The following is a 25,611-nucleotide window of genomic DNA, read 5'->3' on the forward strand; positions in this document are numbered from 1 at the left end:
GTAGTGGGAATACTATTTTATAAAATTATTAGTTTTATAATAACCACTAACTAACTGATATTATGAAATATATTTTATTTTTCTGTCTTATAAGTCTCATGTGTTCGGCACAAGATATTAAAGATAATACCAAGGTAATTGCCTACAGATACGGTACACAAAGTAGTAATTATTTTTCTCCACCCTGTAATATTATAACTGATTTAAAAAAGCAGACTACAGTAAATAATGTTATACAGGCTTCGGTGTCTTACGACTCGGAAACGGTATATAAACTACTTCAGCTTAAAAAACAGGCAAAAAAAAATTGGTATGCTGAAGAATGTATTTGTAAAGAAGGTGAAAGAAGAGGGGGGTATATTCCTAATATGTATATAGTGCAGGTAAATAACTATCGTGATACTATTTATACTACTCAGGATAATTGTGCATTATTTTTTCCTGATGAACAGATGAAGTATTATGATGATGAAAGCTTGCTGCAGGATGTTTTAAATAAAACATTCGGAGCATTTTTATCCAGAGATTTTAAAAAGGAAATAGCGCTTCGTGAATATGATTCTATATCCGTGAATCGCATAAGAATAAATGATAAGCCAGTATATAATTTTACCCGCAAAAAGTTTGAAAAAGAAGTGACTCCATTTCAGTTAGTGAGAACTGATTCGCTTTTTTTTAAACCGGCAACAGTTTCAAAAGAATATTGGGTTAATAATATAGAAGCGCAGTTTGAAAATTCGGGTAAACTTAGCCAAATTAATATGCACTATAATGAAATATCCTACCCTGAAGTATTTAACCTTACTGTTGCAGATATAGGAGTGGGTGATAGTGAAGAAAAAATACTAGATACTTATTCATGCTCCACAACATTCAGAAACTGGGGCGCTCCTTTAAGCGAACCTGATAATAATTACTACTATCAAATTTCATTTACAGAAGGTAAAGGCTTTGCTTTTATTTATATTCGGGATAAAAAAGTAGAACGAATAGAGGTCACTTTTTTTAACTAACCTAAAACCCAAGTATAGCTTTAGCAATAGAAAAATAGATTAATATACCGCAAATATCGTTACTGGTGGTAATAAAAGGACCTGTAGCCAAAGCGGGATCTATACCGAATTTATTAAGCAGGATAGGTACAAATGTACCTATAAGTGAGGCTATAACAATTACTGATATTAGCGATATGCTTACGGTAAAACCTACATCATACGTTACACCAAGCAGGAAATGGCTTCCTAAAACCAGTATTATAGCAAGTATAGAGCTGTTTAATAGACTAAGAGATATTTCTTTTATTAATCGTTGCCATAACGAACCACTAAGGGTGTTGTTGGCAAGACCCTGCACAATAATAGCCGAAGATTGTACCCCTACATTTCCTGCCATCGCAGCAATAAGCGGAGTAAAGTAAAAAAGGTTGCCATGCTCTTCCATAGCGCCGTCAAAAAGCCCCATAACCCTAACAGTTACAAAGCCCCCTAGTAATGCTAGTACTAACCAAGGTAAACGCGCACGGGTAAGGTTCAAAATACTGTCATCTGCCTCTACATCTTGCGAGATACCTGCTGCTAACTGGTAATCCTTATCGGCTTCTTCTTTAATTACGTCTACAATGTCATCAATGGTAATTCGCCCTACCAGCCTGCCCAGTTCATCAACTACCGGTATGGCTTCAAGGTCATAACGCTGCATAATACGCGCAACCTCTACATCAGGAGTATTTACTTTTACAAAGTCAACACGGGGTATATACACATCGCCAATAGGTGTTTTGGTAGATGTAGTAAGTAAATCTTTTAATGAAAGACGACCTTTTAGCCTGTTTTCATCATCTACTACATAAATAGAGTGTACTCGCTGAACGTTTACTGCCTGTTCGCGCATTTCCTTTACACAGGTAAGCACATTCCAGTTTTCGTTAACTTTTACAAGCTCTTTACCCATAAGTCCCCCTGCGGTATCTTCGTCATAACGCAACAGGTCTACAATGTCTTTCGCGTGCTCTACATCCAGTATTTCCGAGATTACCTCTTCCTTCCGGTCTTGCGGAAGTTCGGCAATAATATCGGCAGCATCATCGGTACTAAGCTCGTCAAGCTCTTCTGCAATCTCTTTAGGAGATAGCTCTCTTAATATTTTTTCCCTGACCTCTTCGTTAAGTTCAAGCAGGATTTCGGCTGTTTTTTCGCTATCCAGTATATTAAATATATATATGGACTCGAAATCTTCCAGCTCACCCATAATCTCGGCAATATCGGCATAGTGAATCTCGTTAAGGAGGTTTTGTAACTCCTGTTCGTTATTCTCTTCTATATACTGCTGTATTTGGGTAATAAAATCTCTACTTACCTTAAACTCCATAGGCGGCGATTTTTTGTGTTAGCGCGATAAAGTCTTCTGTTGATAGCTGTTCCGGGCGCAGCCCAAATATACTATCTTCTTTTAAATTGTCATCCAGATTTAGTGTTTTTAAACTGTTGCGCAGTGTTTTTCTGCGTTGGTTAAAAGCCAGTTTAACTACCCTGAAAAGTAATTTTTCATCACATTCCAGTTTGTAGTTTTCTTTGCGTTTTAACCGTAACACCCCCGATTTTACTTTTGGGGGTGGTATAAACACATTTTCGGGAACGGTAAACAGGTATTCAGCTTCGTAAAAAGCCTGTGTTAATACTGATAGTATACCATAGGTTTTACTCCCTTTTTTCTCGCAAATACGTTCTGCTACTTCTTTTTGGAACATTCCTGCAAACTCAGGAATCTGGTCACGCAGTTCCAGTACCTTAAATACAATTTGGGTAGATATATTGTACGGGAAGTTTCCTGCAATGGCTACTTGTTCATTGCCAAAAGTTTTGCTAAGGTCGTACCTTAAAAAATCTTCTGAAAGTATTTTACCGTGCAGTTTTAAGTAATGCGCCTGTAAATATTCTACAGACTCCTCATCTATTTCTATAACATAGGTTTCTACAGGTTTTTCCAGTAAGTATTTGGTGAGTACTCCCATGCCGGGACCAATTTCCAGTACTTTGTTATAGCCTTGCAGTGTGAGGGTATCTGCTATGTTTTTAGCAATATTTTCGTCTTTAAGAAAATGCTGCCCCAAATGCTTTTTAGCCTTTACTTTATCCATTTGTATGGTATTTATGGTGTTTTTAAACCCGCAGCATTACAGGCTTCGGGCAGCGATGTGTTATTCAAACTCTTTTATAAGCTCTAACTCTGTACGGAAGGCAAGCATTTTGTCTCCGAATAGTTTTACGCCTTCTTCACGCATTTTTGGAGCATCTTCGCTATAATACGATTCCAGTTTTTCCTTGTTTTCAGCAAAAAATTGTACCGAATAGGTAGTACCGCCCATTTCTTCTACAACCAGCACTTTTACCATTTTGGCTTTTACAAACTTTCCTGTTTTAAGCATTTCAGGAATGTGTTTGTCGTGCATCCATTTCATCCATTCTTCGTGTATGGTATCATCTACATTTATAGTAACGTTATATATTATCATAGCGTTTTGTGTGTTATCGTTATTTGTTTTTTTGTTATGTATTACTGTCGCCCCTAAGTATTCGGAATTCTTTTCTCGATTCTACGAAATAAATACTGTCTTCATGTTCAAACAGTACTTTTTCATAAAGCGGTTTTGCCTTTTCGGGGTCTTGTAGTTTTTTGTTATAAATCTCGGCAGAAAAGAACAGTGCTTCATCAATATAAATACCTTCGGCATAATTGTCTATAATTTCCTGATAGTATTGCAGTGCAAGATTATACTCTCCTTTTTCCTCGTATATTTTACCTATGCGCAGGCGGGTAACATCCTGTATGCTTTCTGTTTCCTTGTCAGTAGCTATAAGGTTTTTAAATTCGTTTAAAGCTTCTTCCTTTTTGTTTTGATAAAGTTTAAAGTCAGCACGGGCAAACTTTTTTAGTGCTGTTTGGGTACTGTCTTCAACTGTGTTGTCATTAATAAGTAAAAAGAGTTCTAAAGCATCGTTAGCAATAAGTTGCGATGATGATGATTTAAGTACTTTAAGTTGTTTTAAAGCCCAATCGAAATCACCTTTAAAATAACTGCTTTGTGCTATTTTAAGGCTGGCTTCGTGCCCTACAGCATCATTTTTAAGATCTTGCTCTATCTGGGTGTAGTAAATAATGGCTTTGTTGAATTTTTCTTCTAACAGAAGAATATCCGATAACTTCATTTTTACTTCTGCCTCCTGATATTTGTTAAGCGATAAATCAAGGCTCTTATTAAGTGTTGCAATACCTGCTTCACTGTCTTTTAAATCAAAGGCTTCAAAATCAGCTTTTAGTAACTGCATTCCTAAAGAATATGGCGTTATACCATATTGGTTTATAAGATTATCGATACGCTCTTTAATAGCAGGATAGTCCTTAGGTTCGGCATCATTAATATCCAGCCTTAATAAATCAGTTTGCGATTGTACCTGCAGGCTTACATCTTGTGTGTTTTCCAGTATAAAGTTTATAATTTTTCGGGCGGTTTCGTTTTCACCCTCTTCTACTGCAAGGCGACCTAAACTAACAATGGTGTAAAAGCTGTTTGGGTCTCGTTTATAAATTGCTTTTTCCTGAGCGAAGGCTTTATCATAATCACGTTGTTGTACAAAATACCAGCTTAAAAACTGGTTCCAGAATATATCCTGATTCTTCTGGGCGTTTACAAGTAATGTTTTCCGTAATGCCCTGTTAAACTCTTCGGGGTTATCCTCGTTCATAAAACGGGATAGCTGGTTTTGAATTAAAGGCACGTTACGCTGATTTTTATAGGCATAATCAAGCAGGCTTTCAATCATTAATTCTGTTTTGCCAAGTTGCCCTTGTAATAATGCTACCTGATAGTCAAAATTAAAGTTAGTATTTTCGGTACGGGCAATTTCGTATGCCTGTAATGCTTCTTCTATTAAAACTTTCTTCTCGAATGATTTTGCGATGGTGTACACATAAGCAGGCTTTTCTTTTATAGACTCCAGTGCCTTAGTGTAATACTTTTTTGCCTGTACAGTATCGTTTTGCAGTTGATAGTTATACCCTAACTCTACTGTTAGCATAGGCTGTTTGGTTCGTTCTATTTTTTCTTTAAGTATTTTTTCAGCCTTGTCGTACTGCTCTAACTGCTGGTAGCAGGCAACCATTTGCTGGGCGTATGATATATTGCCCGGGCTTTTCTCATCAAGGCTTTCGTAAATAACCAGTGCCTTTTCAAACTCACCCTTTTCAAAATAGTTATCTGCCAGTTGCTCGCTTTGGGCTATGGCTAAAATCGGCAAAAGTAACAGTAGGTAAATAATCAATTTCTTTTTCATAGCCAGTTTTCGTAATAATAACAGTTAGCCTCGCCAAGGCTTTGCAGGGTTATAGGTTCGGTTAATTGTATATCGCTCCATGTTTTAACAGGTACAGGAGCAGTGTCATCGTCTATATCATATATATTATTACCTGTTATTATATACTTTTTATTTGTTACTAAATTTACGCTTATTTCTGTTGCAAAGCCACTTGCCCTATGATAATTTATGATGTCATATTCCTTCAGGACAAGGCTGTTTTCCTGAAACCGGAACCTGTAGGTTTCGTTGGTTACATTCCAGTTGCCACAGTTGTGAAAATAATAAAAGTTTATTATAAACTTACCGTCTTCAATAATTACACCATCATTATGGTAAGGGTCTTCAAGGCATGGAAATTCTTTAGAATTTTCAGCAGGAATAAAAACACCATTCTGAACTTTAAGGGTGTAAACCTCATCAGATTCATTTTTAAACAGGACTAAAAGTTGTCTTGAATTTAGGCTTAACTCTTTGGCTCGCGGTGTTTCTGTAGCGTTTTTTATAATGTTATCCGGGTTATCCTCTTCTATAACCATTACAGCATCTTCCAGCCCGTCAGCATTAAGGTCTCCTTTTACAATTGTTAATGCCTTCCAACCCTTTGGAACAAAATGCTCTAATTGTTTGTTTTGCCCGAAACAAAAGGAAAAATAAAAACAGGTTATAAAAATAGTGAATACGTGCCTCATGCTTAGTAAATTAATAAACTAACGCTAAAGGGAACTCCTTTAGCGTTAGGCTATATAAACAAATTTACTAATTTATAATGTCAAATCCTGTATAAGGGCGTAAAACTTCCGGGATTACAATACCTTCGGGAGTTTGGCAGTTTTCAAGTAGTCCTGCAAGAACTCTTGGTAATGCCAAAGAGCTACCGTTTAGGGTATGTGCCAATTGGTTTTTACCGTCTTTATCGCGGTAACGAAGTTTTAACCTGTTTGCCTGAAATGTTTCAAAGTTAGAAACAGAACTTATCTCTAACCATCTGTCCTGAGCGGTAGAGAATACCTCAAAATCATACGTAAGTGCTGCGGTAAAGCCCATATCCCCACCGCAAAGGCGTAAAATTCTGTAAGGTAAACCAAGTTCTTTTAGTAAACCTTTTACGTGTTCTACCATACGATCTAGGGCATCGTATGAATTTTCAGGTTTTTCTACACGTACTATTTCTACTTTGTCAAACTGGTGTAAACGGTTAAGCCCGCGAACGTGCGCCCCGTATGAACCTGCCTCTCTACGGAAACAAGGTGTATAGCCTGTACAAAGCACAGGTAAATCTTTTTCCTCTATAATTACATCACGGAACATATTGGTAACAGGTACTTCAGCAGTTGGTATAAGGTAAAGGTCATCTATACCTACGTGGTACATTTGCCCTTCTTTGTCCGGTAACTGTCCTGTTCCGTAACCCGATGCTTCGTTTATTAGGTGTGGTACCTGGTATTCGTTATATCCTGCTTCAGTGTTTTTATCAAGAAAATAGCTGATTAAAGCGCGCTGTAATCGCGCTCCTTTGCCTTTATATACAGGGAAACCTGCCCCTGTTATTTTAGTACCCAGTTCAAAGTCTATAATGTCATACTTTTTGGCAAGTTCCCAGTGTGGTAATGCTTCACCGTGTAACTCAGGAATATCTCCTTCACGATACACCTCTTCATTATCTTCCTCTGATTTTCCTGCGGGTACACTATCAGCGGGAACGTTAGGTATTTTGTATAATGCCTGTGTAAGTTCTTCCGACGTAGTGTTTAGTACCTCGGTAAGTTCTTTACTTTTTTCTTTAAGTTCTGATGTTTGTTCGCGGATGCTTAAGGCCTCTTCCTTTTTGCCTGCTTTCATCAGTTCGCCTATGCTTTTAGACATTTTATTTGATTCGGATAAAACAGAATCAAGTTCTGCCTGGGTGCTTCTTCTTTTTTCATCCAGTGCAATAACTTCATCGATAAGTGCTGTAACATCAAGACTTCTTTTTTCCAGTGCTTTAATTACCTTTTCTCTGTTTTCTCTGATAAATGCTGTTTGTAACATAGGTTATTTATGTGTTTTATGAAGTGAGCAAATTTAATCATTTGTTTTAATAATTTATGGTAAAGCATTAAACTTATAAAAGTCTTATCTTTAATTTTTTATATTTTTAACCTTGTAATAGAATTACCTGTTTTTCAAAAAATAAATTATGAGAAGAAACATACTGCTGCTTTGTGTCTTTTGGGTACTAACGTTTACTTATGCTCAGCAAGATGATACTGTTTTTAATAGCTTAGTCGAGGCAGAAATGAAATCGGCTTATCAGGTAAGTAATTTTACAGCTAACCTTAATACAGGAAATTACGATATACAATACCACAGGCTGGATTTTGAAGTAGATCCTGCCGAACATTTTATAACAGGTACGGTTACCACTACTTTTATTGCTAAAGATGATATGGAAACCATAACATTCGATTTGACTGATGCGCTAACAGTAAGTTCTGTTACTATGGAGGGGAATGCACTTAATTTTACCCAAAATACAGATGATGAACTGGTAATTACATTCCCGTCGGTTATAGTAGAAGACTCCGAAGCTACTGTGGTAGTAAACTATTCGGGACAGCCACCTTTAAGTTCTGACGGTTTTAATACAGGTACGCACAACGGTATTCCTGAAATATGGACACTTTCGCAACCATACGGCGCAAAAGACTGGTGGCCTTGTAAGCAAGATCTTAACGATAAGATTAACAATATAGATGTATATATTACCTCGCCTTCCGAATACGAAAGAGTGTCAAACGGAGTAGTATTAAATGAGGTTGATAATGGTAACGGTACAACCACTACCCACTTTCAGCATAATTACCCAATACCCGCATACCTTATTGCTATTGCGGTAACAGAATATTTAATATTTGAACAAACAGCAGGTACAGCACCCAATACTTTTCCTATAATAAACTATGTATATCCTGAAGCATACGATTTTGTAGTGCCGGAGCAAATACCTTTAACCGTTGATATAATGGATTTGTTTGAAGATTTATTTGAAACATATCCTTTTCATGAAGAAAAATACGGGCATGCACAATGTGGTATAGGTGGAGGTATGGAACATACTACTATTTCCTTTATGAATGGTTTTTATCGTGAGCTTGTAGCGCATGAGTTAGCACACCAATGGTTTGGAGATAAAATAACCTGTGGCTCATGGCAGGACATTTGGTTAAATGAAGGTTTTGCTACATATCTTTCAGGTTTGGTAATAGAGGATATGGATGGTAATGATGCTTTTACAGATTGGAAAGAAGGAAGAATTACAAATATTACAGCAGCACCGGAGGGGAGTGTATATGTTCCCGCTGCTGATACTACAAGTGTTGGGAGAGTGTTTAGTAGCAGGTTAAGCTACAACAAAGGAGCAATGGTAACACATATGCTGCGTTTTAAACTGGGTGATACTGATTTTTACCAAGGGATTAAAAACTATTTGGCAGATGAAGATTTAGCTTTTGATTATGCTAAAACACCTGATTTGAAAGAACATCTTGAGACTGCTTCAGGAACTGACTTGACGGAGTTTTTTAATGACTGGATTTACGGAGAAGGTTATCCTTCTTACACTATTACAGTACAACATTATGGCGAAGGGCAGGTTAAAGTAACTATTAACCAAGCCCAATCACATAATTCAGTATCCTATTTTGAAATGCCTGTACCCATACGCTTGTATGGCGATGGTGATGCTCAGCAAGATGTGGTTTTAGATAATACATCAAACGGGCAGGAATTTGTAATAGCAGTGCCTTTTACAGTGACAAGTTTTGAGTTTGACCCTGAACGAAATATTATTTCTAAAGATAATCAGGAAATGCTTAACACAACTCAAATAGAAAGATTAAGTACATTAAGCTTATACCCTAATCCCGCTACAGAGGTACTCTCGGTACGCCTGCCTGATGGGGTAGCAGTAAAAGAAGCAGTTTTTTATAACAGTTTAGGGCAACAGGTTATGACAATAGCTGAAAAAGCAGACTGGAATATTGCCAAACTGGATAACGGAGCTTACTTTATTACTTTAAAAACAAATAAAGGCACAAAACAACTTAAGTTTATAAAAGAGTAAATAACTATTTACTGCAAAATAAAATAACCCCGCTATCAGCGGGGTTATCTATTTGTAATTAAAAGCGGAGCTTATTTTACAAGCTCTAATTTATTAAGCTCAGTAGAAATAAAATCAATTTCTTCCTGCGAAAGTTTTATATGTATAGCGTTCGCATTTTGTACTGATTGTTCAGCATTTCGAGCCCCTGCCAAAGCTACGGTTATACCCGGTTGGTCAATAGTCCAGCGTAGCACCAGTTGTGCCAGTGTAGCATTTTTATCTTCCGCCAGTGGCTTTATTTTATTTAAAAAGGCATCTACTCTTTTCAGGTTTTCATCTTTAAAAAAATATAAGCCTGCCCTGTGGTCACCTTCGGCAAATTCGTGTCCCGGTTTCATTTTACCGGTTAGTAATCCGCGTTCTAACGGACTGTACGCAATAATTGATTTGCTGTTTTCAATGCTATAAGGCACAAGCTCTTTTTCAATTTCACGCTTCACCATGCTGTAAGGAACTTGGTCAGAAACAATATCAATATAGTTAGAGGCTTCTTTAACCTGTTCGGCACTGTAATTACATACGCCTGCGTAACGTACTTTACCTTCTTTAATCAGTTGTGCTACTGCTTCCATACTTTCCTGAATAGGAGTAGTACTATCCGGCCAGTGAATTTGATATAAATCAATATAATCCGTTTTCAATCGGCGAAGGCTGTCTTCACATTCTTTAATAATACTTTCTTTGCCTGCATATTTATAGACATCTATATCCTGACCTTGATTGTTTTTGCTTTTCATAGCAAAATCACCTTTTGCCAAATCCCAGCGCATACCATACTTAGTAAGTATTTGTACTTTATCACGTCCCATACCCTGTATGGCTTCGGCTACAATTTCTTCACTTTCACCCTGCCCGTATATAGGGGCGGTGTCTATAGAGGTAACACCCTCATCATACGATTTTTTGATGGCATCAATAGCATCTTTACGTTCTGTGCCACCCCACATCCAACCTCCGGCAGCCCATGCTCCGAATGTAATAGCGGATAGTTCTAAATCTGAATTTCCTATTTTTCTGTATTCCATGTTTTTCAATTTTTATTAGTTATTATGATTCTGTAATGGCTTTAACCTTGCTTACCAAAATGGTAATGCCAAAACCAAGCGTAGCTATTATAGCAAACGATACTTTTAAACTGGTTGCCTGTGCAACATAACCTATTACCGGAGGTCCTAACATAAACCCCAAAAAACTAACACTGGAAACCGTTTGCAAAGCAATACCCGGAGGTATTCCCGGTCTGCGCCCTGCAATGCTGTATATAGTGGGTATTATGGTAGAAACACCCAAGCCAACCAACATAAACGCGAGAGTAGAAGGGATAAGGTAAGGGAGAAAAACAGCGGTAATCAGCCCTACAGAAATTAAGCAACCGCTAATTTGTAATACTCTTTTTCTTCCTGCTTTTTTTATAATTCGGTCTCCGAAGAAACGCCCTGCTGCCATCATTATCATAAAAGAGGCATAACCTAATACCACCAGTGCGCCCGGGGCTTTTACAACCTCTTTAAAGTACACTCCGCTCCAGTCGAACATTATACCCTCGCTCATCATACAGCCAAACGCCATTATTCCTAGCCATACTAATACAGTATCGGGTTTTTTAAATACATTCTTTTTAGGTGTAAGTTCCTGTTTTTTAGCTCTTATTAAGTACTTATAATTAGTAAATAAAACGATTAATAATAACACTGCAACAATAGCGAAATGGTATAGTGGTATTAAGTTTAGCGCAATCATACCAAGCCCTATTAACGCTCCTGTAAACCCTGCAATACTCCATGCCCCATGAAAGGCAGACATTATTGGTCGCCTGAAAAGCCCTTCGGTATAGATGCCCTGTGTGTTTATAGATATATTAGTAAGGTTACTACACATACCAAACAAGAATAACGAGAGCAAAAGTTGCCATTGCTCCTCTGCAAAGCCTATAGTTATTAAACTTAATAAATAGCAGCTTAACCCTAATAAGGCGGTTTTATGACTGCCATATTTAGTAGCCAGTATACCGGAGAAGGGCATAATTACCAATTGTCCTACCGGTATGGCAAAAAGCACCGTACCAAGGTCAGCTTCGGTAAGGCTGAGTTTGGTTTTAATATCGGGTATTCGGCTTGCCCATGTGGCAAAGCATAATCCCATGGTAAAATAATACAATCCTACTGCCCAGCGTATGCGGTTGAGGTGTGATGCTTTTACATCACGATATGCCTTGCGGTAACTTACTCCTGCTGTTGTTTCTCCCGACATATATTAGCGGGTTTAAGGTTATATTACTTTTCTAAAAACTCTTTTAATGGTTTTATAAACCTGTCATACACTTCAATATGCGGTAAATGCCCTACATCATCAAGTTCTACCAAAGTAGCATCTTTAATTTTCTGTTTGGTTTCCTTGCCCAGTTTCGGGTAGTTACCCATATCATCCTGAAATTTTTTAGGAGCTTTGTTTTTACCCAAAGCGGTACGGTCACGTTGCCCGATTATTAAAAGGGTAGGCATTTTTAGCTCGCTGAATTCATATACTACCGGCTGGGTAAAAATCATATCGTAGGTAAGTGCTGCGTTTTTAGCAATTATGGGATATTGGTCATTCAATGTCCACCCTGCCAACAGGTTTACCCATTCATTATATTCCGGTTTCCATTTATTATCGTAATAAAATTTAAGCTGATAGTTTTTAATGGACTCGTAATCTTTTTTCAGCTCGCTTTGGTACCAATCCTCTATACTTTGGTAGGGAACCCATAGTTTCCAGTCCTCCAGCCCTATAGGGTTGGCTAAAATAAGTTTCTCCGTCATTTCCGGATACATTAAAGCAAAACGGGTTGCCAGCATACCACCCATAGAGTGCCCCAGTACGCTTAACTTTTTTACACCTATTTTATCTAAAACAGCTTTGGTATTCTCCGCAAGCATCTGGAAGCTGTACTGAATATCAGTTGGCTTGGATGATTTACCGAAACCAATTTGGTCGGGAATTATTATACGGTAGCCTTCTTTAGAGAGGTCTTTAGCGGTTTGTTCCCAATACGCTCCGTTAAAGTTTTTACCATGCAGGAGCATTATGGTTTTTCCGTTGGGCTTTTCAGGTTGTACATCCATATACGCCATTTTAAGTTCCTGCCCTTGTATATCCAGCGATATGTAGTCAACCTTAAAAGGATACTCGTAATTTTCCAGCATCAGCCCAAGTTCTTTTACTTTATCCTTTTGGGCTTTTGCTGAAAAAACGGTTAATAGTGTGATGAATAGCAATGCGATTTTTTTCATAGATGCGTATGTTTATTAGTTTTAGAATGCGGAACGTATAACACCACCATCTACCCGCATAGGTGCGCCATTAGTAGCAGCAGATAACGGGCTGGAAAGGTATACAAACAGGTTGGCTACCTCTTCTGGGCTGGCAAAACGTTGTATAATACTGGTTGGTCTTTCATTTTCAAAAAAGTCTTTTGCTACTTCATCAGGGTCTTTACCTTCATCGATACCTGTCATTTCTTTTACTCCTTCAGACATGGTAGGGCCGGGTAATACCGCATTTACGGTAACATTTGTAGCCTTGCAAAGCTGCGCCAGCCCCCTGCTTATGGAAAGTAATGCTGTTTTGGTAAAGCCGTAATGAATCATATCTTCAGGGATATTTACCCCGCTTTCACTGGATGTAAACAGTATGCGCCCCCAGTTTTTTTCTTTCATTTTCGGTAAATAATGGCGGGAAAGCCTTACGCCGCTCATCACATTAATTTCGAAGAAATTAAACCAATCCTCATCCGTAATTTCTTCAAATGGTTTTGGACCGAATACGCCTACGTTATTAATTAAAATGTCTACTTCCGGTAATTGCTGTATCAGATTATCTATTTCCTCTACTTTAGAAAAGTCGGCCGCAATACCATGCGCATCCGCACTCGAAACTTCCTCTTTCAGTTTTTTAACTGATTCATCAATAGTTTTCTGTTTCCTTCCGTTTATATATACTGTTGCACCTTCGGCAAGTAACCCTTTGGCAATGGCATAACCAATACCTTCGGTAGAACCGGTTATCAGAGCTGTTTTATTTTTAAGTTGTAAATCCATAGTATCTTTTTTCTGTATTAAGTTTTTATTTCCAGAATTCTAATATTCCCCCATTTTTACCCTGCACAGGGTCGCAGTCCGGGAAAGGTAATTTAGCAATATTATTATCCGCTTCAGGTCGTTCGCCTTCCTTTCCGGTACAAATGTCATAGTCCATCCCGTCAGGATAAGCGCCCACCACTCCAAAATCATCCGACGCTGAAATTTTTTTATGCCCTGTACCTGCGGGTAAAACCATAACATCACCTGCCGACACAGAAAATCTCTTGCCTTTTTCGCCCCCTAATTGTATTTCTGCTGAACCGCTATATACGCCCAATACCTCATGTGCTGTGCTATGGTAATGGTGATAATCATATACTCCATTGCGCCAACTGTTTTTCCAGTTATTCCCAATAAACTTTTCCTCTATATTGTCCGCAATTTCACTGTTATTGTCAAATGCTTTTTTATAGAGTATTGCAGGGAAAACACTGTTGGGGATTTTTCCGTCATCTTCAAAGCTGTATTGTTCCGTTTGCATATATCAAAATTTAGGGGTTACTATTTATGAGCAGAAAAAATTACCATGCGCTTGCTTTAGTAAGTAGTTCAATATCTTCTTGTGAAATATCCAGTTTAGGAGCATTAATAATACTGTCCAGTTGGTTTAGGCTTGTTGCACTTACTATAGGTGCGGTAACCGACGGGCGGTGAATAAGCCATGCCAATGCTACTGTTGCCTGAGTAGTACCGAGTTTTTTAGCTACTTCATCAAGCGCGTCGAGTATTTTAAGCCCTCTGTCATCAAGATATTTACCCATACCGCCACCACGGGGGCTTTTGTCAAAATCATCTTTACTGCGGTACTTCCCGGTAAGGAAGCCGCTGGCTAAGGAAAAGTAACTAATAACGCCTAAGGTGTTCTTTACACATATATCTTCCAGTTCTTTTTCAAAAACTTCACGTTCATACAGATTATAATGCGGTTGAAAGGTTTCGTAAACAGGCAGGTTGTTAGCCTTTGCTATTTCAAGTGATTTTGTAAGTCGTTCAGGCGAAAGATTAGAAGCACCGATATAGCGTACTTTACCTTCTTTGATTAATTGTGCGTAAGCATCAAGCGTTTCTTCAATAGGGGTGTTCTCATCATCAAAGTGCGTTTGGTACAGGTCTATATGATTCGTTTGTAGCCTTTTTAAAGAGTCTTCCGCAGCTTGTAGAATATATTTTTTACTTAACCCTTTTTTGCCGTCGCCCATGTCGCTACCTACTTTTGTAGCGATAACAACATCATTACGGTTTTTGTTTTTAGTTAGCCAGTTGCCTATAATTGTTTCTGATTCTCCTCCCTGGTTGCCATCAGCCCAACGGGAATACATATCGGCAGTATCAATAAAATTGAAGCCAGCACTTGTATAAGCATCTAATAATTCAAATGATGTTTTTTCATCTATTGTCCAACCGAAAACATTTCCTCCGAAACTAATAGGATAAACGTGTAAATCGGTATTTCCTAATTGTCTTTTTTCCATGTTGTTTGTAGCGAAATTTTATAGTTGTATTACCTGTTTTAGTTTGTTACTGTTTAGGGCAGCATCTATTACTTTCATAACCTTTATACCTTCTTCAGCGGTTACGGGTTCTGGTTTATCGTGTATTATGGATTGGTGGAGTAAATCAAATAACTCGTAATAATTACCCTGTTCGGTAGTAATTGTTTTTTTGATTTCTTCTCCGTTCATTTCAGTATGTAAAAACCCTGATTTCTCAATAGGCTCTATTCCCCAGCCTTCCGTGCCCGGCTTTTTACCTTCTTTCAGTTCATCTTCTTGTACATCGCCACGCTCTTTTAAAAAACTGCCCTTTTTACCGTGCAAAATATACGATGGTACAGGCTCTCGCATAAAAAATCCTGCTTTGGCACGTACTCTTTTATCTTCATAGTAAAGAATGATGTCGAACCAGTCGCCTATTTTAGAGCCATTCCTTGTTTTACGAATATCTCCGAATACTGCCTGTGGGTAACCGAATAGCTGCAAAGCCTGGTCTAAAATATGAGAGCCTAAATCCCACAGTATTCCTGCTCCGGGTTCTCCTGTTTCCTTATGTGTTTTAGGGCTTAGTTGCGGGTTATAACGGTCAAAATATATTTCGACTTCTACAATATCACCAAGAGCTTTACTGTTTAATACTTTTTGTACGGTTTTAAAGTCGCTGTCCCAACGGCGGTTTTGGTATACGCATAGTTTTAAACCTTTAGTTTTTGCCAGTTCGTGTAGTTCTTCTGCTTCGGAAGCATTGGTGGTAAATGCTTTTTCAACCAATACATGCTTGCCTGCTTCAAGACATTTTTTAGCATATTCATAGTGCGTATCTACTGGTGTATTTACTATTGCCAGTTCGCTGTCATCTGCAAGAAGTTCTTCCAGCGTATCATAGCTTTTTACTCCACTGTAATCGTTTTGTATATTTTTTTTACTGCGCTCCCAAGCTCCTGTCAGCTCAAACCCTTCATGCAAGTCTAAAAATGGGGCATGAAATATTTTACCCGATGTACCGTAGGACAGTAATGCTGTTTTTATTTTTTGCATAATAATTAATATTTCGGTTTGGCTCTTTCATATTGTTTTGGCCAGGTAATATCTGCTTTTAATTGGTGAGCAAAAGTTAACCCAAGGTTAGGGTCGCGTAGCGACTCCCTGCCAAAGAAAATTAAATCGGCTTTTCCGCTTGCAATAATATCTTCTGCCTGTTGCGCATCTGTTATTAAACCTACAGCCCCTGTGTGTACCCCTGTTTCTTTTTTAATTCTTTCTGCAATTGGTACTTGGAAACCATCTTCAACAGGAATTTTTTGCCACTCTACAGCTCCTGCTGATGAGCAGTCTATTACATCAACACCTTTTTCTTTTAGTATTTCAGTCAGTTTAACCGATTCATCTACATTCCAGCCACCTTCAGCCCAGTCAGTACCTGATATACGCACAAATAACGGAAGGTTGTCCGGCCATTCTTCTTTTACTGCATCTATTACATCCAATAGTAGTCTGGTACGGTTTTCAAAACTCCCACCATATTCGTCCGTCCGTTCGTTACATAACGGTGATAAAAACTGGTGTAACAGATAGCCGTGTGCTGCGTGTATTTCCAGGACTTTAAAACAGGCTTCGTTGGCACGGCGTGCCCCCTCCTTAAAATCGTTTATTACTTTTTGTATGCCTTCTTTGTTAAGCTCTAAAGGAGGTTCTGCTTCGTGGTCACTGTAACGGATAGGGCTTGGTGCAACGGTTTGCCAGCCGTTTTCCTGCTCGGTTAGTTTTCTTCTTTCTTCCCATGGCGGCGAAGTACTGGCTTTACGCCCTGCATGTGCAAGTTGTATTCCCGGGAATGCATTTTCCTGTAATATAAACTCGTTAATTTCTTTGTACTTTTCGATGTGCTCATCACTCCAGATACCTAAATCTTCGGGAGATATTCTTCCTTCGGGAGATACGGCAGTAGCTTCCTGAATAATTAAACCTGCTCCGCCAATAGCTCTGGCTCCTAAATGAACCAAATGCCAGTTATTGGCAAAACCATCTTTAGCCGAATATTGGCACATTGGAGAAACTACAATGCGGTTTTTTAGTATAATGCTTTTTATCTGTAATATTGAAAATAATTGCGATGCCATATAGGGTTATTTTTTTAGTTTATTATCTAAAGAGATTTTGTTTGCTTCTATAAAATTGAGGACTATTAGTAAAAACAGCCCGTGTAAAAACTGTGTTGGAAGTGCGTCCCATTGTTCTATTAATGCTGAACCTAATATTAATGAAAGGATAATACAGCTTCCGGCTATTGCTGCCTGGCGGGTAAATAATCCGAATAATAAAAGTACTCCTGTAAACAATTCGGCGAAAGGTAATATATAGCTAAACGGTTGTACTATTGCTGTGGGCAGTAATGAATTTTCAAATGATTTTACCATCCAGCCACTAAACATTTCAAGTTTAGGCATTCTTACCAGACCGTGCCCGAAAAAGCTCATCCCGATAAATAAACGGGCTATAAAATAGGGTGTGGGTTTTAGCATAGCTGTTGTTTTAGGTATTTTTCCCTCATCAGTTTAGCATAGCTACTGAAAAGGTTTTATATGTAAATTTACTTACAATATTTTAAGTACTGTTATTGACTGCGGGTATTAACAAAGTTTTAAAATCTAAACCGTTGTAGTTTAAAAATGCGGTAAGTAATCAGAAAACACTATTTTTGTGCGTTTAATGATTAAGAACTTTACTATTACCAATGGATACACTTACACAAATTGCCCAGTTAGTACTTATGCTTTCAATACTAGTAATACTGCATGAGTTCGGGCATTATATAGCGGCAAAAATATTTAAGGTTAGGGTAGAAAAATTCTACCTTTTTATGGATGCCGGATTTTCACTTTTTAAGAAGAAAATAGGAGAAACCGAGTGGGGTATAGGCTGGCTTCCGTTAGGAGGTTATGTAAAGCTTTCAGGAATGATTGATGAAAGTATGGATAAAGAGCAAATGAAAAGCCCGCCACAACCATGGGAGTTCCGCTCTAAACCAGCCTGGCAACGCCTTATTATAATGCTGGGAGGTATTATTGTGAATATTGTACTGGCATGGTTTATATATACAGCGGTATATGCTACTTACGGTAAAAAATATGTATCTACAGAGTTAATACAAAAAGAAGGTCTTGCTTTTGGTGAAACCGGTAAAAGTGTAGGTTTTCAGGATGGAGATAAAATTTTAAGTGTTGACGGAAAATTCCAAAAGCGTTTTGACCGTATGATACTTGATATTCTTTTAGGGGATAAGGTAGTTGTAGATCGTAACGGCGAAAAGGTAGAAATAACCTTAACAGATGAAGATAAGAAAGCTATACTGGATAAAGAGGGTAAAGGCTTTGTACAACCCTTAAAAGTTACCAGTACTACTGTAGAACAAGTAGTGCCGGGTTCTAATGCTGAAAAAGCAGGGCTACAGGAAGAAGATATAATAAAAGGGGTAAACGGAGTTCCTTATGCCGAGATGGAAGCAGGTATTGATTTAAGTGGTTTTAAAAATGATACCGTAACATTAAACATAGAAAGGAATAATAAACCTATAGACTTAAAGGCAGTAGTTTCTGAAGAAGGAACTTTAGGATTCAGGCACAGAGCTACAGGTTTAATTACCGAGCATTATAACTTTTTTACGGCTATACCAAAAGCTGTAGAAGAGTCGTATTTTCTTTTAGTATATAATGTAAAGCAGTTTAAGCTAATCCTGCGCCCTAGTACAGGAGCTTATAAGCATGTAAAAAGCCCGGTGGGTATTGCTACGCTTATGCCTACTGCATGGGACTGGGAGTTTTTCTGGAAGTTTACGGCACTTTTCTCAATAGGTTTGGCTTTTATGAACTTACTACCAATACCAGGTCTTGATGGTGGTCATGCTATATTTACTATTGCAGAGATGATTACAGGTCGCAGATTGGGAGATAAAGCTGCCGGAGTGGTGCAAACCATAGGTATGATTATATTGCTGACGCTTATGGTGTTAGTTTTCGGTAAAGATATTTACGAAATAATAATGAAAAATTTAGGTTAATTTTTTCCTTGTTTTGTTTGCGGAAATGAAAAATGGTTTTATATTTGCACCGCAATAAAGGTAACACATTAAGCGTTGCCACTACATACTGAAACAACCTTTAAAAAGAGTAAAATCTTTTTATTTATAATATACAGTTTCCTCCTTAGCTCAGTTGGTTAGAGCATCTGACTGTTAATCAGAGGGTCCTTGGTTCGAGCCCAAGAGGGGGAGCTTTAAAAAAAGCCTTACAGAAATGTAAGGCTTTTTTATTTGCTATTAGTTTAACTCTCTGTTTATATATATCCAGCCAGTTTTTTGTTCTGCGTTAGTTTGGTTACTACCTGCATAACTCATGCTGTAAAAATAGGTTCCTGTCGGGAGTTCATCGCCGTCATTTGATTGCCCGTGCCACTGATTAGTGTAATTTGAAAAAGAATACACTTTTAAACCGTAACGGTTAAATATTTCTAATTCTGATACATTTAATCCCGTTAAATCAAAATAATCATTGTCGCCATCACTGTTAGGTGAAATACCTCTCTGTATAAAACAATTGTTCACAATAATATCAAAATTTATTGAAGTACTGCAGCCTAAACTGTTTTCGGCAATAGCCCTAATAGTCTGCGTGTCAGCTATTGTGTTTTCAAAAGCAGAAGGTGTAGCAATTTCTGTAATTATACCATTCCTTTCATATGCATACGTAATAACTATGTCAGGGTTGTTAGCTGTAATTTGGCTTTCAACTACAGTCAAATCAATTGTAGTAATACCATCATTATTGTCATCACAAACTTCAATATTGTCAACTTCTGTAAGTTCAGGTAATGGTTCAGATGTTAACTGTAGCACTACTGTACTGTAACATCCTGTTGTATTTTGAATACGTACCCATAGCTCTTCTTCATCAGATGTTGTTGCGTATAAAGTAGGTAGTTGGTCTGCCGTATTACCACTTTCTGCCTGAGCTTCATTTTCATAAAAAGTTACTGAGGCATTAGGGTAAGTCGTTAATATTTCATTTATTGCCGGAGTAAGGTCAAAATCAATAATACCGTCATCATCAACATCACAAGAAGTAATGTCGGTAAGACTGCTGACTACAGGAGTAGGGTTAACTTGTAAATCCTGAGTTATAATTGCGTAGCATCCGGTATTTACATCTTCAATTCTTACCCATATAGTTTGGCTTATAGCAGAAGTATTAGTATAGTTTAAAGGTAATTGGTCTGTAGCATTACCATTTTCAGCTTCGGTTTCATTTTCATAAAATGTGATTACTAAATCGGTGTTACCTCCGCCTATTTCATTAGCAGTTGTACTAAGGTTAAATTCGGCAAACCCGTTATTTTCATCCGTGTCACATACAGTTAGGGTTGAAGGTGTATTATAGGTTATAGCAGGGTATATAGTAACCTGCCCGTTACCTGTTGCAGTACAAGTGCTTACTACTGTATATTCTACAAAATAGGTTTCTCCCGGTGTTGCGTTGCTAATTGTTCCTGTAGCACTGTCGATTGCAGCTCCGTCTGCCGGTGCAGGATTAAAAGCAAAAGTACCTCCTGTATCTCCGGTTACAGTTGCTGTAGCTCCTTCACAATCGGGCGTCATAAAGAAAGAAGTATCTATAACTTCTATATCAACAGAAGCACTTCCGGTTATAACTGCTTCGCAAAACGGAGGGTTTTCAAATGCTATATTTATAAGTTGTAATGTTTCTTGTGCGTTTGTAGAAACTACAACTGTTACTGTTGCCGTTCCTGTGGCATCAAGAGTAATTACTTCTTGATTACCATTATTAATGCTGTATGTTACTTCGCTGTCAGGAGTACCGTTTAAATTGAAAACAGCATCTTCTCCGCTACATATAGGAGAGGTAGCTACTGTAACATTGACCTCAGGTTCAGGTATTACGTTTACAGTAAAGCTCTCTTCTGTTACTTCTCCACAGTTATCTGTAGTAGTAAGAGTATAAGTTGTAGTTGTGGTTGGTGTAAAAACAGGGTTAGGAGTTGCTGTATTGCTTACTCCTGTTGCAGGTGACCATTGATAGTTTGAAGCTCCCGGTAATGTGCCGTCTATATCTGTTACCGCTCCTCCTGAGCAGATAGTTTTGTTTTCTAAAGGCGACTCTAAAAATGACAAGTATTGGAAGCAAACAGATTGCTGGTTTGTTAAGTCTCCTGTTGAGGCTGTAAAACCAAAGTATACTGTTGATTCTCCTCCAAAAACAGTATTTATAATATCTGCGTTATAGTTTATACGCTCCTGACAATCAAAAATTACGATAAGTCTTTGCTCTGCTGCGCGCCATTTTATTTTTACTTCATGATCTGTATTGTCTTCAATATTAGCGGAGGTAGCTGAAGCCTGTACATAGCTTGTAAGACTGTTAGGAGATATATGGTTTGTATTACCGTTTTTTTGTAAAGAAATGTGGTCATAATAAGGGTCGTTAACAGTTCCTCCTGAATTTTGATACGTATCAAATTCTACTGCAAGAGAGTTTGTTCCGGGTAAGTCCTGATAACCAAGCCCTCCTCCCGGCAAACCTATAACAGCATCAGGAGTAGTTTTTAATACAAAGGTCATTCCGTCTGCTCCCCCGTTGTTCGAGCCAAAAAAGCCATTGTAAACAATATCAAAATCTTCGTTAAGGTCTATTGGGTTGTCATACCAGGCAGCACCTGCCTGCTGCTGAAGGTTTGGAGTAATAACATAGCAACCGTTTCCGGTAGAGTAGGCATCCCCTGCATACGAGGGTATTAATTGCGCCCTACTTTCGGTTAAAAACAAAAGCCCAACCATTAGTGCTAATGTTGAGAGGAATTTTTTTTTCATAGATGATAGGTTTATTGGTTTTCATTTTAGTGGATAATAGATTTTGTGTATTTATAGCTTAATATATAATTACTGTTTTTTTCTACCTTTCGATTAATGAAGTAGTAGAGGGGTTTATTTATATTGTTTATCAGTAAGTTATAATGACTTTTTTATGGCGACTATAAAGATAAAATTATTTTTTTAACAACTGTTTTTAAGTGAAAATAAAGAGTACTTACTCGCTTATAAATAATTTTTTTCTCTAAAATTGTTATAGATTGGCTGAATGTGAAGTAGTAAGTTTTATTTGTAACAAGTGTAAAAGTTAAAAACGAAAAAGGGGGTAAGTATAGCATACTTACCCCCTTGCCAAAAAAAAAAATATTTCTTGATTATAGTATTTATATTACTTTCTTCTGCGTGACTTTCTTTCAGGAATTCTGCATGAACTGTTTGCTGTACAACCAACATTAAATAATGGAGCTATAGTAAGGAGTCCTGCAAAAATGATAAGGGGCAAAGAATCTTGTTCTATAGCTTGCCATAAAAGTAGTGCCCCTATAATCAGCCTTATAATTTTATAAATATTTATTTTCTTTAAAATAGTATTCATAGCTATTAAACCAGTTTACCATTCCATTGCATAATACCACCTTTAAGGTTGTATGTGTTTTTAAAACCCTTACTGTTCAGCAACTCACACATCATTCCGCTGCGGTTACCGCTGCGACAATATACAAAATACTCTTTGTCCTTATCCATTTTCTCTATCTCCTGTAAGACTTTTTCTTTTTGGAAAAAGTCCAGACAAACGGCATTTTCAATAACTCCGTCAGCACATTCATCCTCTGTTCTCACATCAAGTACTACAGCATTAGGCGTCTTAAAAAGTAGCTCTTTCCAGTCTTCTTGCAAAAGTGTTTTTTTCATAGTCTTCTTGTTTTTAGTTTTCAGAAACTACCTTATTATTTAGTTTTTTCCATTCTGCCATTCCTGCTGAATAGTTCTTCATGTTTTTAAATCCGTTTCGGGCTAAAATTGATTGTGCTATGGCAGCCCTGTCGCCACTCTGGCAGTGTATTACTACCTCTTTATTTTTATCAATCTTGTCTAAGTTGTCAGCCAGTGTACCCACAAAAATGTTCTCAGCACCCTTAATATGAGCCGCGTTATATTCCGAAGCACCACGCACATCTATAATCTGTACGTTTTCGTTACCTATGTAGCTTTTTAAAGTGTCAGCATCTATTATTTCGCTTTGTTCGGGAGCAATACCTGTTGATTGTATATCTGATATATATCCGTAGATGTTATCAAGACCTATACGCATTAATTTACGGGTAATGTCATCCATTTGGTCATCATCAGCTATCAGTATAAATTGTTCCTCATAGTTAAGCACCCATCCGCACCATGTGGCAAACGAATTATTGCCTTGTATATTTATAGTGTTTGGAAGGTGTGCTTTTGCAAAATCAAACTTATTACGGGTATCTATTACCTTAATTCCTTTGTTATAAGCATTAAGAAACTCCTCTTTGCTTAACTTGGCGTGTTTAGGTACTTCAACAAGTAAAGGACGATTTACTTTGTTAAGTTTCTTCATCATAGCAAAGTATTTAGGCGGTTCAGGCTGGTCAGCTAGTAAATAGTCTTTAAACTCTTTTTCGTTATTAGTATACTGAAAAGCCCAGTTTCTTATTTTTTCATATCCTACTGTTGAACTTGGTACAGCGCCCAGCGCTTTACCACAGGCAGAACCTGCACCATGTGCCGGCCATACCTGAATGTATGGTGGTAGCGAAGCAAATTTTTCTAATGACTGATACATTTGCTTAGCTCCTGCATCCTGAGTACCTTTTAAACCTGCTGCTTTTTCTAACAAGTCAGGACGACCAATATCACCAACAAATACAAAATCACCTGTAAATATCATAACAGGTTCATCGGTAGCAGGATGATCTGTAAGTAAAAAGCTGATACTTTCAGGGGTATGCCCCGGAGTATGTAAGACTTCAAGGGACAGGTTTCCTACTTTTATTACATCGCCATTTTTTAAGCCAATATGGTTAAATTCATACTGCCAGTCTGCCCCGCCTTCATCAGACAGATACATTTTAGCACCTGTTACGGCAGCTAACTCTCTTGAACCTGATAGAAAATCAGCATGGATATGTGTTTCGGCAATATGTGTGATAGTCATATTGTTTTGCTTGGCAATATCAAGATAGGTATCAATATCCCGCTTAGCGTCGATAACAATAGCTTCTCCTTTTGCCTGACATCCTATAAAGTAGCTGGCTTGCGCCAATGATTTATCGTAAACATGTTGAAAATACATAGTAGTGTGTTTTAATTTATCTTTTCTAAGTGTAAAATTATTAATATACAGCGTGTTGTGCAGTAACAAATGTTACATAACTGGTATGTTAAACAAATTTAATCAGGAAATGGTTTTGGTAAGTAAGTTACCAGTAGTAGATTTCTTATTGTTTTTAAATAAAGTTAAGTGTATTTGTTAATATAATAAGAAACAGTTGTTGTGATTATGAATAATTTCTAAAATTATACCCAACATACATTGTAATTCGTATTCTTTTAACGGCGTTATAGTTCCATTCAACTACAGTAAACTACCACTTATCGATATTTTAAATAAAATATTTAATTACAGTATAATTTTACATCAGATATCCAAGGAAGAGATTTATTAGAGGACTAAATTTTTTCATGGATTTAATTTTTATTGGTTAGGTGGATATGCGTTCCGGTAGTAAATGCCGGAGCGCTTTTTTTTGATTTAATATTTCATTTAAAGGGTATTACAATTCGTCGAAACATACATGCTTTTCACCTTCCTATAAATTTATCTAAACGAATAAAACCAAAACTGTAAGAATTTCGTGCTAAATTTACAGTATAAAAAAAATAAATAATTAGAAAAGTCAACACAACTATACCTCCAGGGGTAATGGGAAGCCCCTGGGAACTTTGCTTTTGCTAGCAAGACCTGCCAAGCCCCAAATTGGCAGGTTCTTTTTTTATATACCTATTGCTTTTCTTTAAGCTTGGCAATAATGTAGTCTTCATACTTAGCTTTTAAGGGTATAACCTCTTTAGTTACTTCGTTAGGTACAGTCATAGAAAGTACATAATGTTTTATTTTCCATTCACCGTTTTCTTTTTCCAGTACTCCCGAACCACGACAACCTTTCATCCAAGTATCCAGTAATTCATCAAACCAAGCAACAGTACCATCTTTACTAAAATAGATGTTGCGCTGTACAGCCTTAAAATTCCATGCTTTACCTTTATCAAAATAAGGTTTAGAGAAGGTAGCAAAAGCCTTTTTGTCCCAGTTTTCCATAGCATCAGTACCAATATACCTGCCGTCTTCCGCTATTTTATCAAAGTAACCTTCATAGTCAGCAGTAGCAGCAGCGTTATGCCAATCATCTAAAAAGGAGTTGATAATTTCTTTTTGTTCAGTAGTATCGAAAGAAATAGGTACGTTGTTGTATACTGTTGCCAGTATACCAGCGATAGAAAATAAAATTAATGTTTTTTTCATATTTGAAATGTAGGTTTAATCTCAAGGAATGTATTATTGTAGTATATTGAGCCAAATTAATTAATA

The 25,611-nt window shown here is 37.4% G+C and carries 23 protein-coding genes and 1 tRNA gene; 4 read left to right on the top strand and 20 right to left on the bottom strand.

Annotated features, from left to right (window positions below; translation table 11 throughout):
* The first annotated feature begins 62 nt into the window (after positions 1-62).
* Complete coding sequence (locus IEW45_RS09365) at positions 63-1,013, top strand: hypothetical protein (RefSeq protein WP_188620985.1); 951 nt, start codon at positions 63-65, stop codon at positions 1,011-1,013.
* Between the two features lies 1 nt (position 1,014).
* On the opposite strand, the gene mgtE is transcribed toward IEW45_RS09365, so the two are convergent.
* The 6 genes from mgtE to serS all read right to left on the bottom strand — a co-directional run bounded on the left by mgtE (position 1,015) and on the right by serS (position 7,382).
* A complete protein-coding gene (mgtE, locus tag IEW45_RS09370) occupies positions 1,015-2,367 on the bottom strand; it encodes a magnesium transporter (protein WP_188620986.1) in 1,353 nt (450 codons plus the stop codon).
* On the bottom strand, positions 2,357-3,136 hold the full coding sequence (gene rsmA / locus IEW45_RS09375) for a 16S rRNA (adenine(1518)-N(6)/adenine(1519)-N(6))-dimethyltransferase RsmA (protein WP_188620987.1): 780 nt from the start codon (positions 3,134-3,136) through the stop codon (positions 2,357-2,359). Before rsmA ends, mgtE begins: the two co-directional genes overlap by 11 nt.
* A 60-nt stretch (positions 3,137-3,196) precedes the next feature.
* Complete coding sequence (locus IEW45_RS09380) at positions 3,197-3,511, bottom strand: DUF4286 family protein (protein ID WP_188620988.1); 315 nt, start codon at positions 3,509-3,511, stop codon at positions 3,197-3,199.
* A 34-nt stretch (positions 3,512-3,545) separates the two neighbouring features.
* Positions 3,546-5,330 (bottom strand): tetratricopeptide repeat protein, encoded by a 1,785-nt coding sequence (locus tag IEW45_RS09385; RefSeq protein ID WP_188620989.1) that lies wholly within the window; start codon positions 5,328-5,330, stop codon positions 3,546-3,548.
* On the bottom strand, positions 5,327-6,043 hold the full coding sequence (locus tag IEW45_RS09390; RefSeq protein WP_188620990.1) for a hypothetical protein: 717 nt from the start codon (positions 6,041-6,043) through the stop codon (positions 5,327-5,329). Before IEW45_RS09390 ends, IEW45_RS09385 begins: the two co-directional genes overlap by 4 nt.
* A 67-nt stretch (positions 6,044-6,110) precedes the next feature.
* Positions 6,111-7,382 carry a serine--tRNA ligase gene (gene serS, locus IEW45_RS09395; RefSeq protein WP_188620991.1) on the bottom strand — a complete coding sequence of 424 codons (1,272 nt, stop codon included), beginning with the start codon at positions 7,380-7,382 and terminating at the stop codon, positions 6,111-6,113.
* A gap of 148 nt (positions 7,383-7,530) precedes the next feature.
* Between serS and IEW45_RS09400 the strand changes: the two genes are divergently transcribed.
* On the top strand, positions 7,531-9,456 hold the full coding sequence (locus IEW45_RS09400) for a M1 family metallopeptidase (RefSeq protein WP_188620992.1): 1,926 nt from the start codon (positions 7,531-7,533) through the stop codon (positions 9,454-9,456).
* Between the two features lie 71 nt (positions 9,457-9,527).
* On the opposite strand, the gene IEW45_RS09405 is transcribed toward IEW45_RS09400, so the two are convergent.
* The 9 genes from IEW45_RS09405 to IEW45_RS09445 are packed head-to-tail and all read right to left on the bottom strand — an operon-like array spanning position 9,528 to position 17,634.
* Positions 9,528-10,523: an aldo/keto reductase gene (locus tag IEW45_RS09405; protein WP_188620993.1), complete on the bottom strand. Its 996-nt coding sequence runs from the start codon at positions 10,521-10,523 to the stop codon at positions 9,528-9,530.
* A gap of 22 nt (positions 10,524-10,545) precedes the next feature.
* Positions 10,546-11,748, bottom strand: coding sequence for an MFS transporter (locus IEW45_RS09410; RefSeq protein WP_188620994.1), 1,203 nt, complete (start codon positions 11,746-11,748; stop codon positions 10,546-10,548).
* Positions 11,749-11,771: 23 nt separating this feature from the next.
* A complete protein-coding gene (locus IEW45_RS09415; protein WP_188620995.1) occupies positions 11,772-12,770 on the bottom strand; it encodes an alpha/beta fold hydrolase in 999 nt (332 codons plus the stop codon).
* 21 nt (positions 12,771-12,791) lie between these two features.
* Positions 12,792-13,577, bottom strand: a complete 786-nt coding sequence (locus IEW45_RS09420; RefSeq protein WP_188620996.1) for an SDR family NAD(P)-dependent oxidoreductase — start codon at positions 13,575-13,577, stop codon at positions 12,792-12,794.
* A gap of 25 nt (positions 13,578-13,602) precedes the next feature.
* Positions 13,603-14,100: a cupin domain-containing protein gene (locus tag IEW45_RS09425; protein ID WP_188620997.1), complete on the bottom strand. Its 498-nt coding sequence runs from the start codon at positions 14,098-14,100 to the stop codon at positions 13,603-13,605.
* Positions 14,101-14,140: 40 nt separating this feature from the next.
* Entirely contained in the window at positions 14,141-15,091 is a 951-nt protein-coding gene (locus IEW45_RS09430; protein WP_188620998.1) for an aldo/keto reductase, read from the bottom strand.
* Between the two features lie 18 nt (positions 15,092-15,109).
* Positions 15,110-16,150, bottom strand: a complete 1,041-nt coding sequence (locus tag IEW45_RS09435; RefSeq protein WP_188620999.1) for a Gfo/Idh/MocA family oxidoreductase — start codon at positions 16,148-16,150, stop codon at positions 15,110-15,112.
* Between the two features lie 5 nt (positions 16,151-16,155).
* Positions 16,156-17,232 (bottom strand): NADH:flavin oxidoreductase/NADH oxidase, encoded by a 1,077-nt coding sequence (locus tag IEW45_RS09440; RefSeq protein ID WP_188621000.1) that lies wholly within the window; start codon positions 17,230-17,232, stop codon positions 16,156-16,158.
* A 6-nt stretch (positions 17,233-17,238) separates the two neighbouring features.
* Complete coding sequence (locus IEW45_RS09445) at positions 17,239-17,634, bottom strand: DoxX family protein (RefSeq protein WP_188621001.1); 396 nt, start codon at positions 17,632-17,634, stop codon at positions 17,239-17,241.
* A 212-nt stretch (positions 17,635-17,846) separates the two neighbouring features.
* Here IEW45_RS09445 and rseP point away from each other — a divergent pair, with 212 nt between their 5' ends.
* Together rseP and IEW45_RS09455 are read left to right on the top strand one after the other, a co-directional pair.
* Positions 17,847-19,169 carry an RIP metalloprotease RseP gene (gene rseP, locus IEW45_RS09450; RefSeq protein WP_188621002.1) on the top strand — a complete coding sequence of 441 codons (1,323 nt, stop codon included), beginning with the start codon at positions 17,847-17,849 and terminating at the stop codon, positions 19,167-19,169.
* Positions 19,170-19,308: 139 nt separating this feature from the next.
* Positions 19,309-19,382, top strand: a tRNA-Asn gene (locus IEW45_RS09455).
* Between the two features lie 45 nt (positions 19,383-19,427).
* On the opposite strand, the gene IEW45_RS09460 is transcribed toward IEW45_RS09455, so the two are convergent.
* The 5 genes from IEW45_RS09460 to IEW45_RS09480 all read right to left on the bottom strand — a co-directional run bounded on the left by IEW45_RS09460 (position 19,428) and on the right by IEW45_RS09480 (position 25,545).
* Complete coding sequence (locus tag IEW45_RS09460; RefSeq protein ID WP_188621003.1) at positions 19,428-21,992, bottom strand: FIDD domain-containing protein; 2,565 nt, start codon at positions 21,990-21,992, stop codon at positions 19,428-19,430.
* A 388-nt stretch (positions 21,993-22,380) separates the two neighbouring features.
* Positions 22,381-22,587, bottom strand: coding sequence for a hypothetical protein (locus IEW45_RS09465; RefSeq protein ID WP_188621004.1), 207 nt, complete (start codon positions 22,585-22,587; stop codon positions 22,381-22,383).
* Positions 22,588-22,592: 5 nt separating this feature from the next.
* On the bottom strand, positions 22,593-22,904 hold the full coding sequence (locus IEW45_RS09470; protein ID WP_188621005.1) for a rhodanese-like domain-containing protein: 312 nt from the start codon (positions 22,902-22,904) through the stop codon (positions 22,593-22,595).
* A gap of 13 nt (positions 22,905-22,917) precedes the next feature.
* Positions 22,918-24,315 (bottom strand): MBL fold metallo-hydrolase, encoded by a 1,398-nt coding sequence (locus IEW45_RS09475; protein ID WP_188621006.1) that lies wholly within the window; start codon positions 24,313-24,315, stop codon positions 22,918-22,920.
* 708 nt (positions 24,316-25,023) lie between these two features.
* Complete coding sequence (locus tag IEW45_RS09480) at positions 25,024-25,545, bottom strand: nuclear transport factor 2 family protein (RefSeq protein ID WP_188621007.1); 522 nt, start codon at positions 25,543-25,545, stop codon at positions 25,024-25,026.
* Positions 25,546-25,611: the final 66 nt, after the last annotated feature.

It is taken from the genome of Flavobacterium suaedae (assembly GCF_014642915.1).
Taxonomy (GTDB): domain Bacteria; phylum Bacteroidota; class Bacteroidia; order Flavobacteriales; family Flavobacteriaceae; genus Flavobacterium; species Flavobacterium suaedae.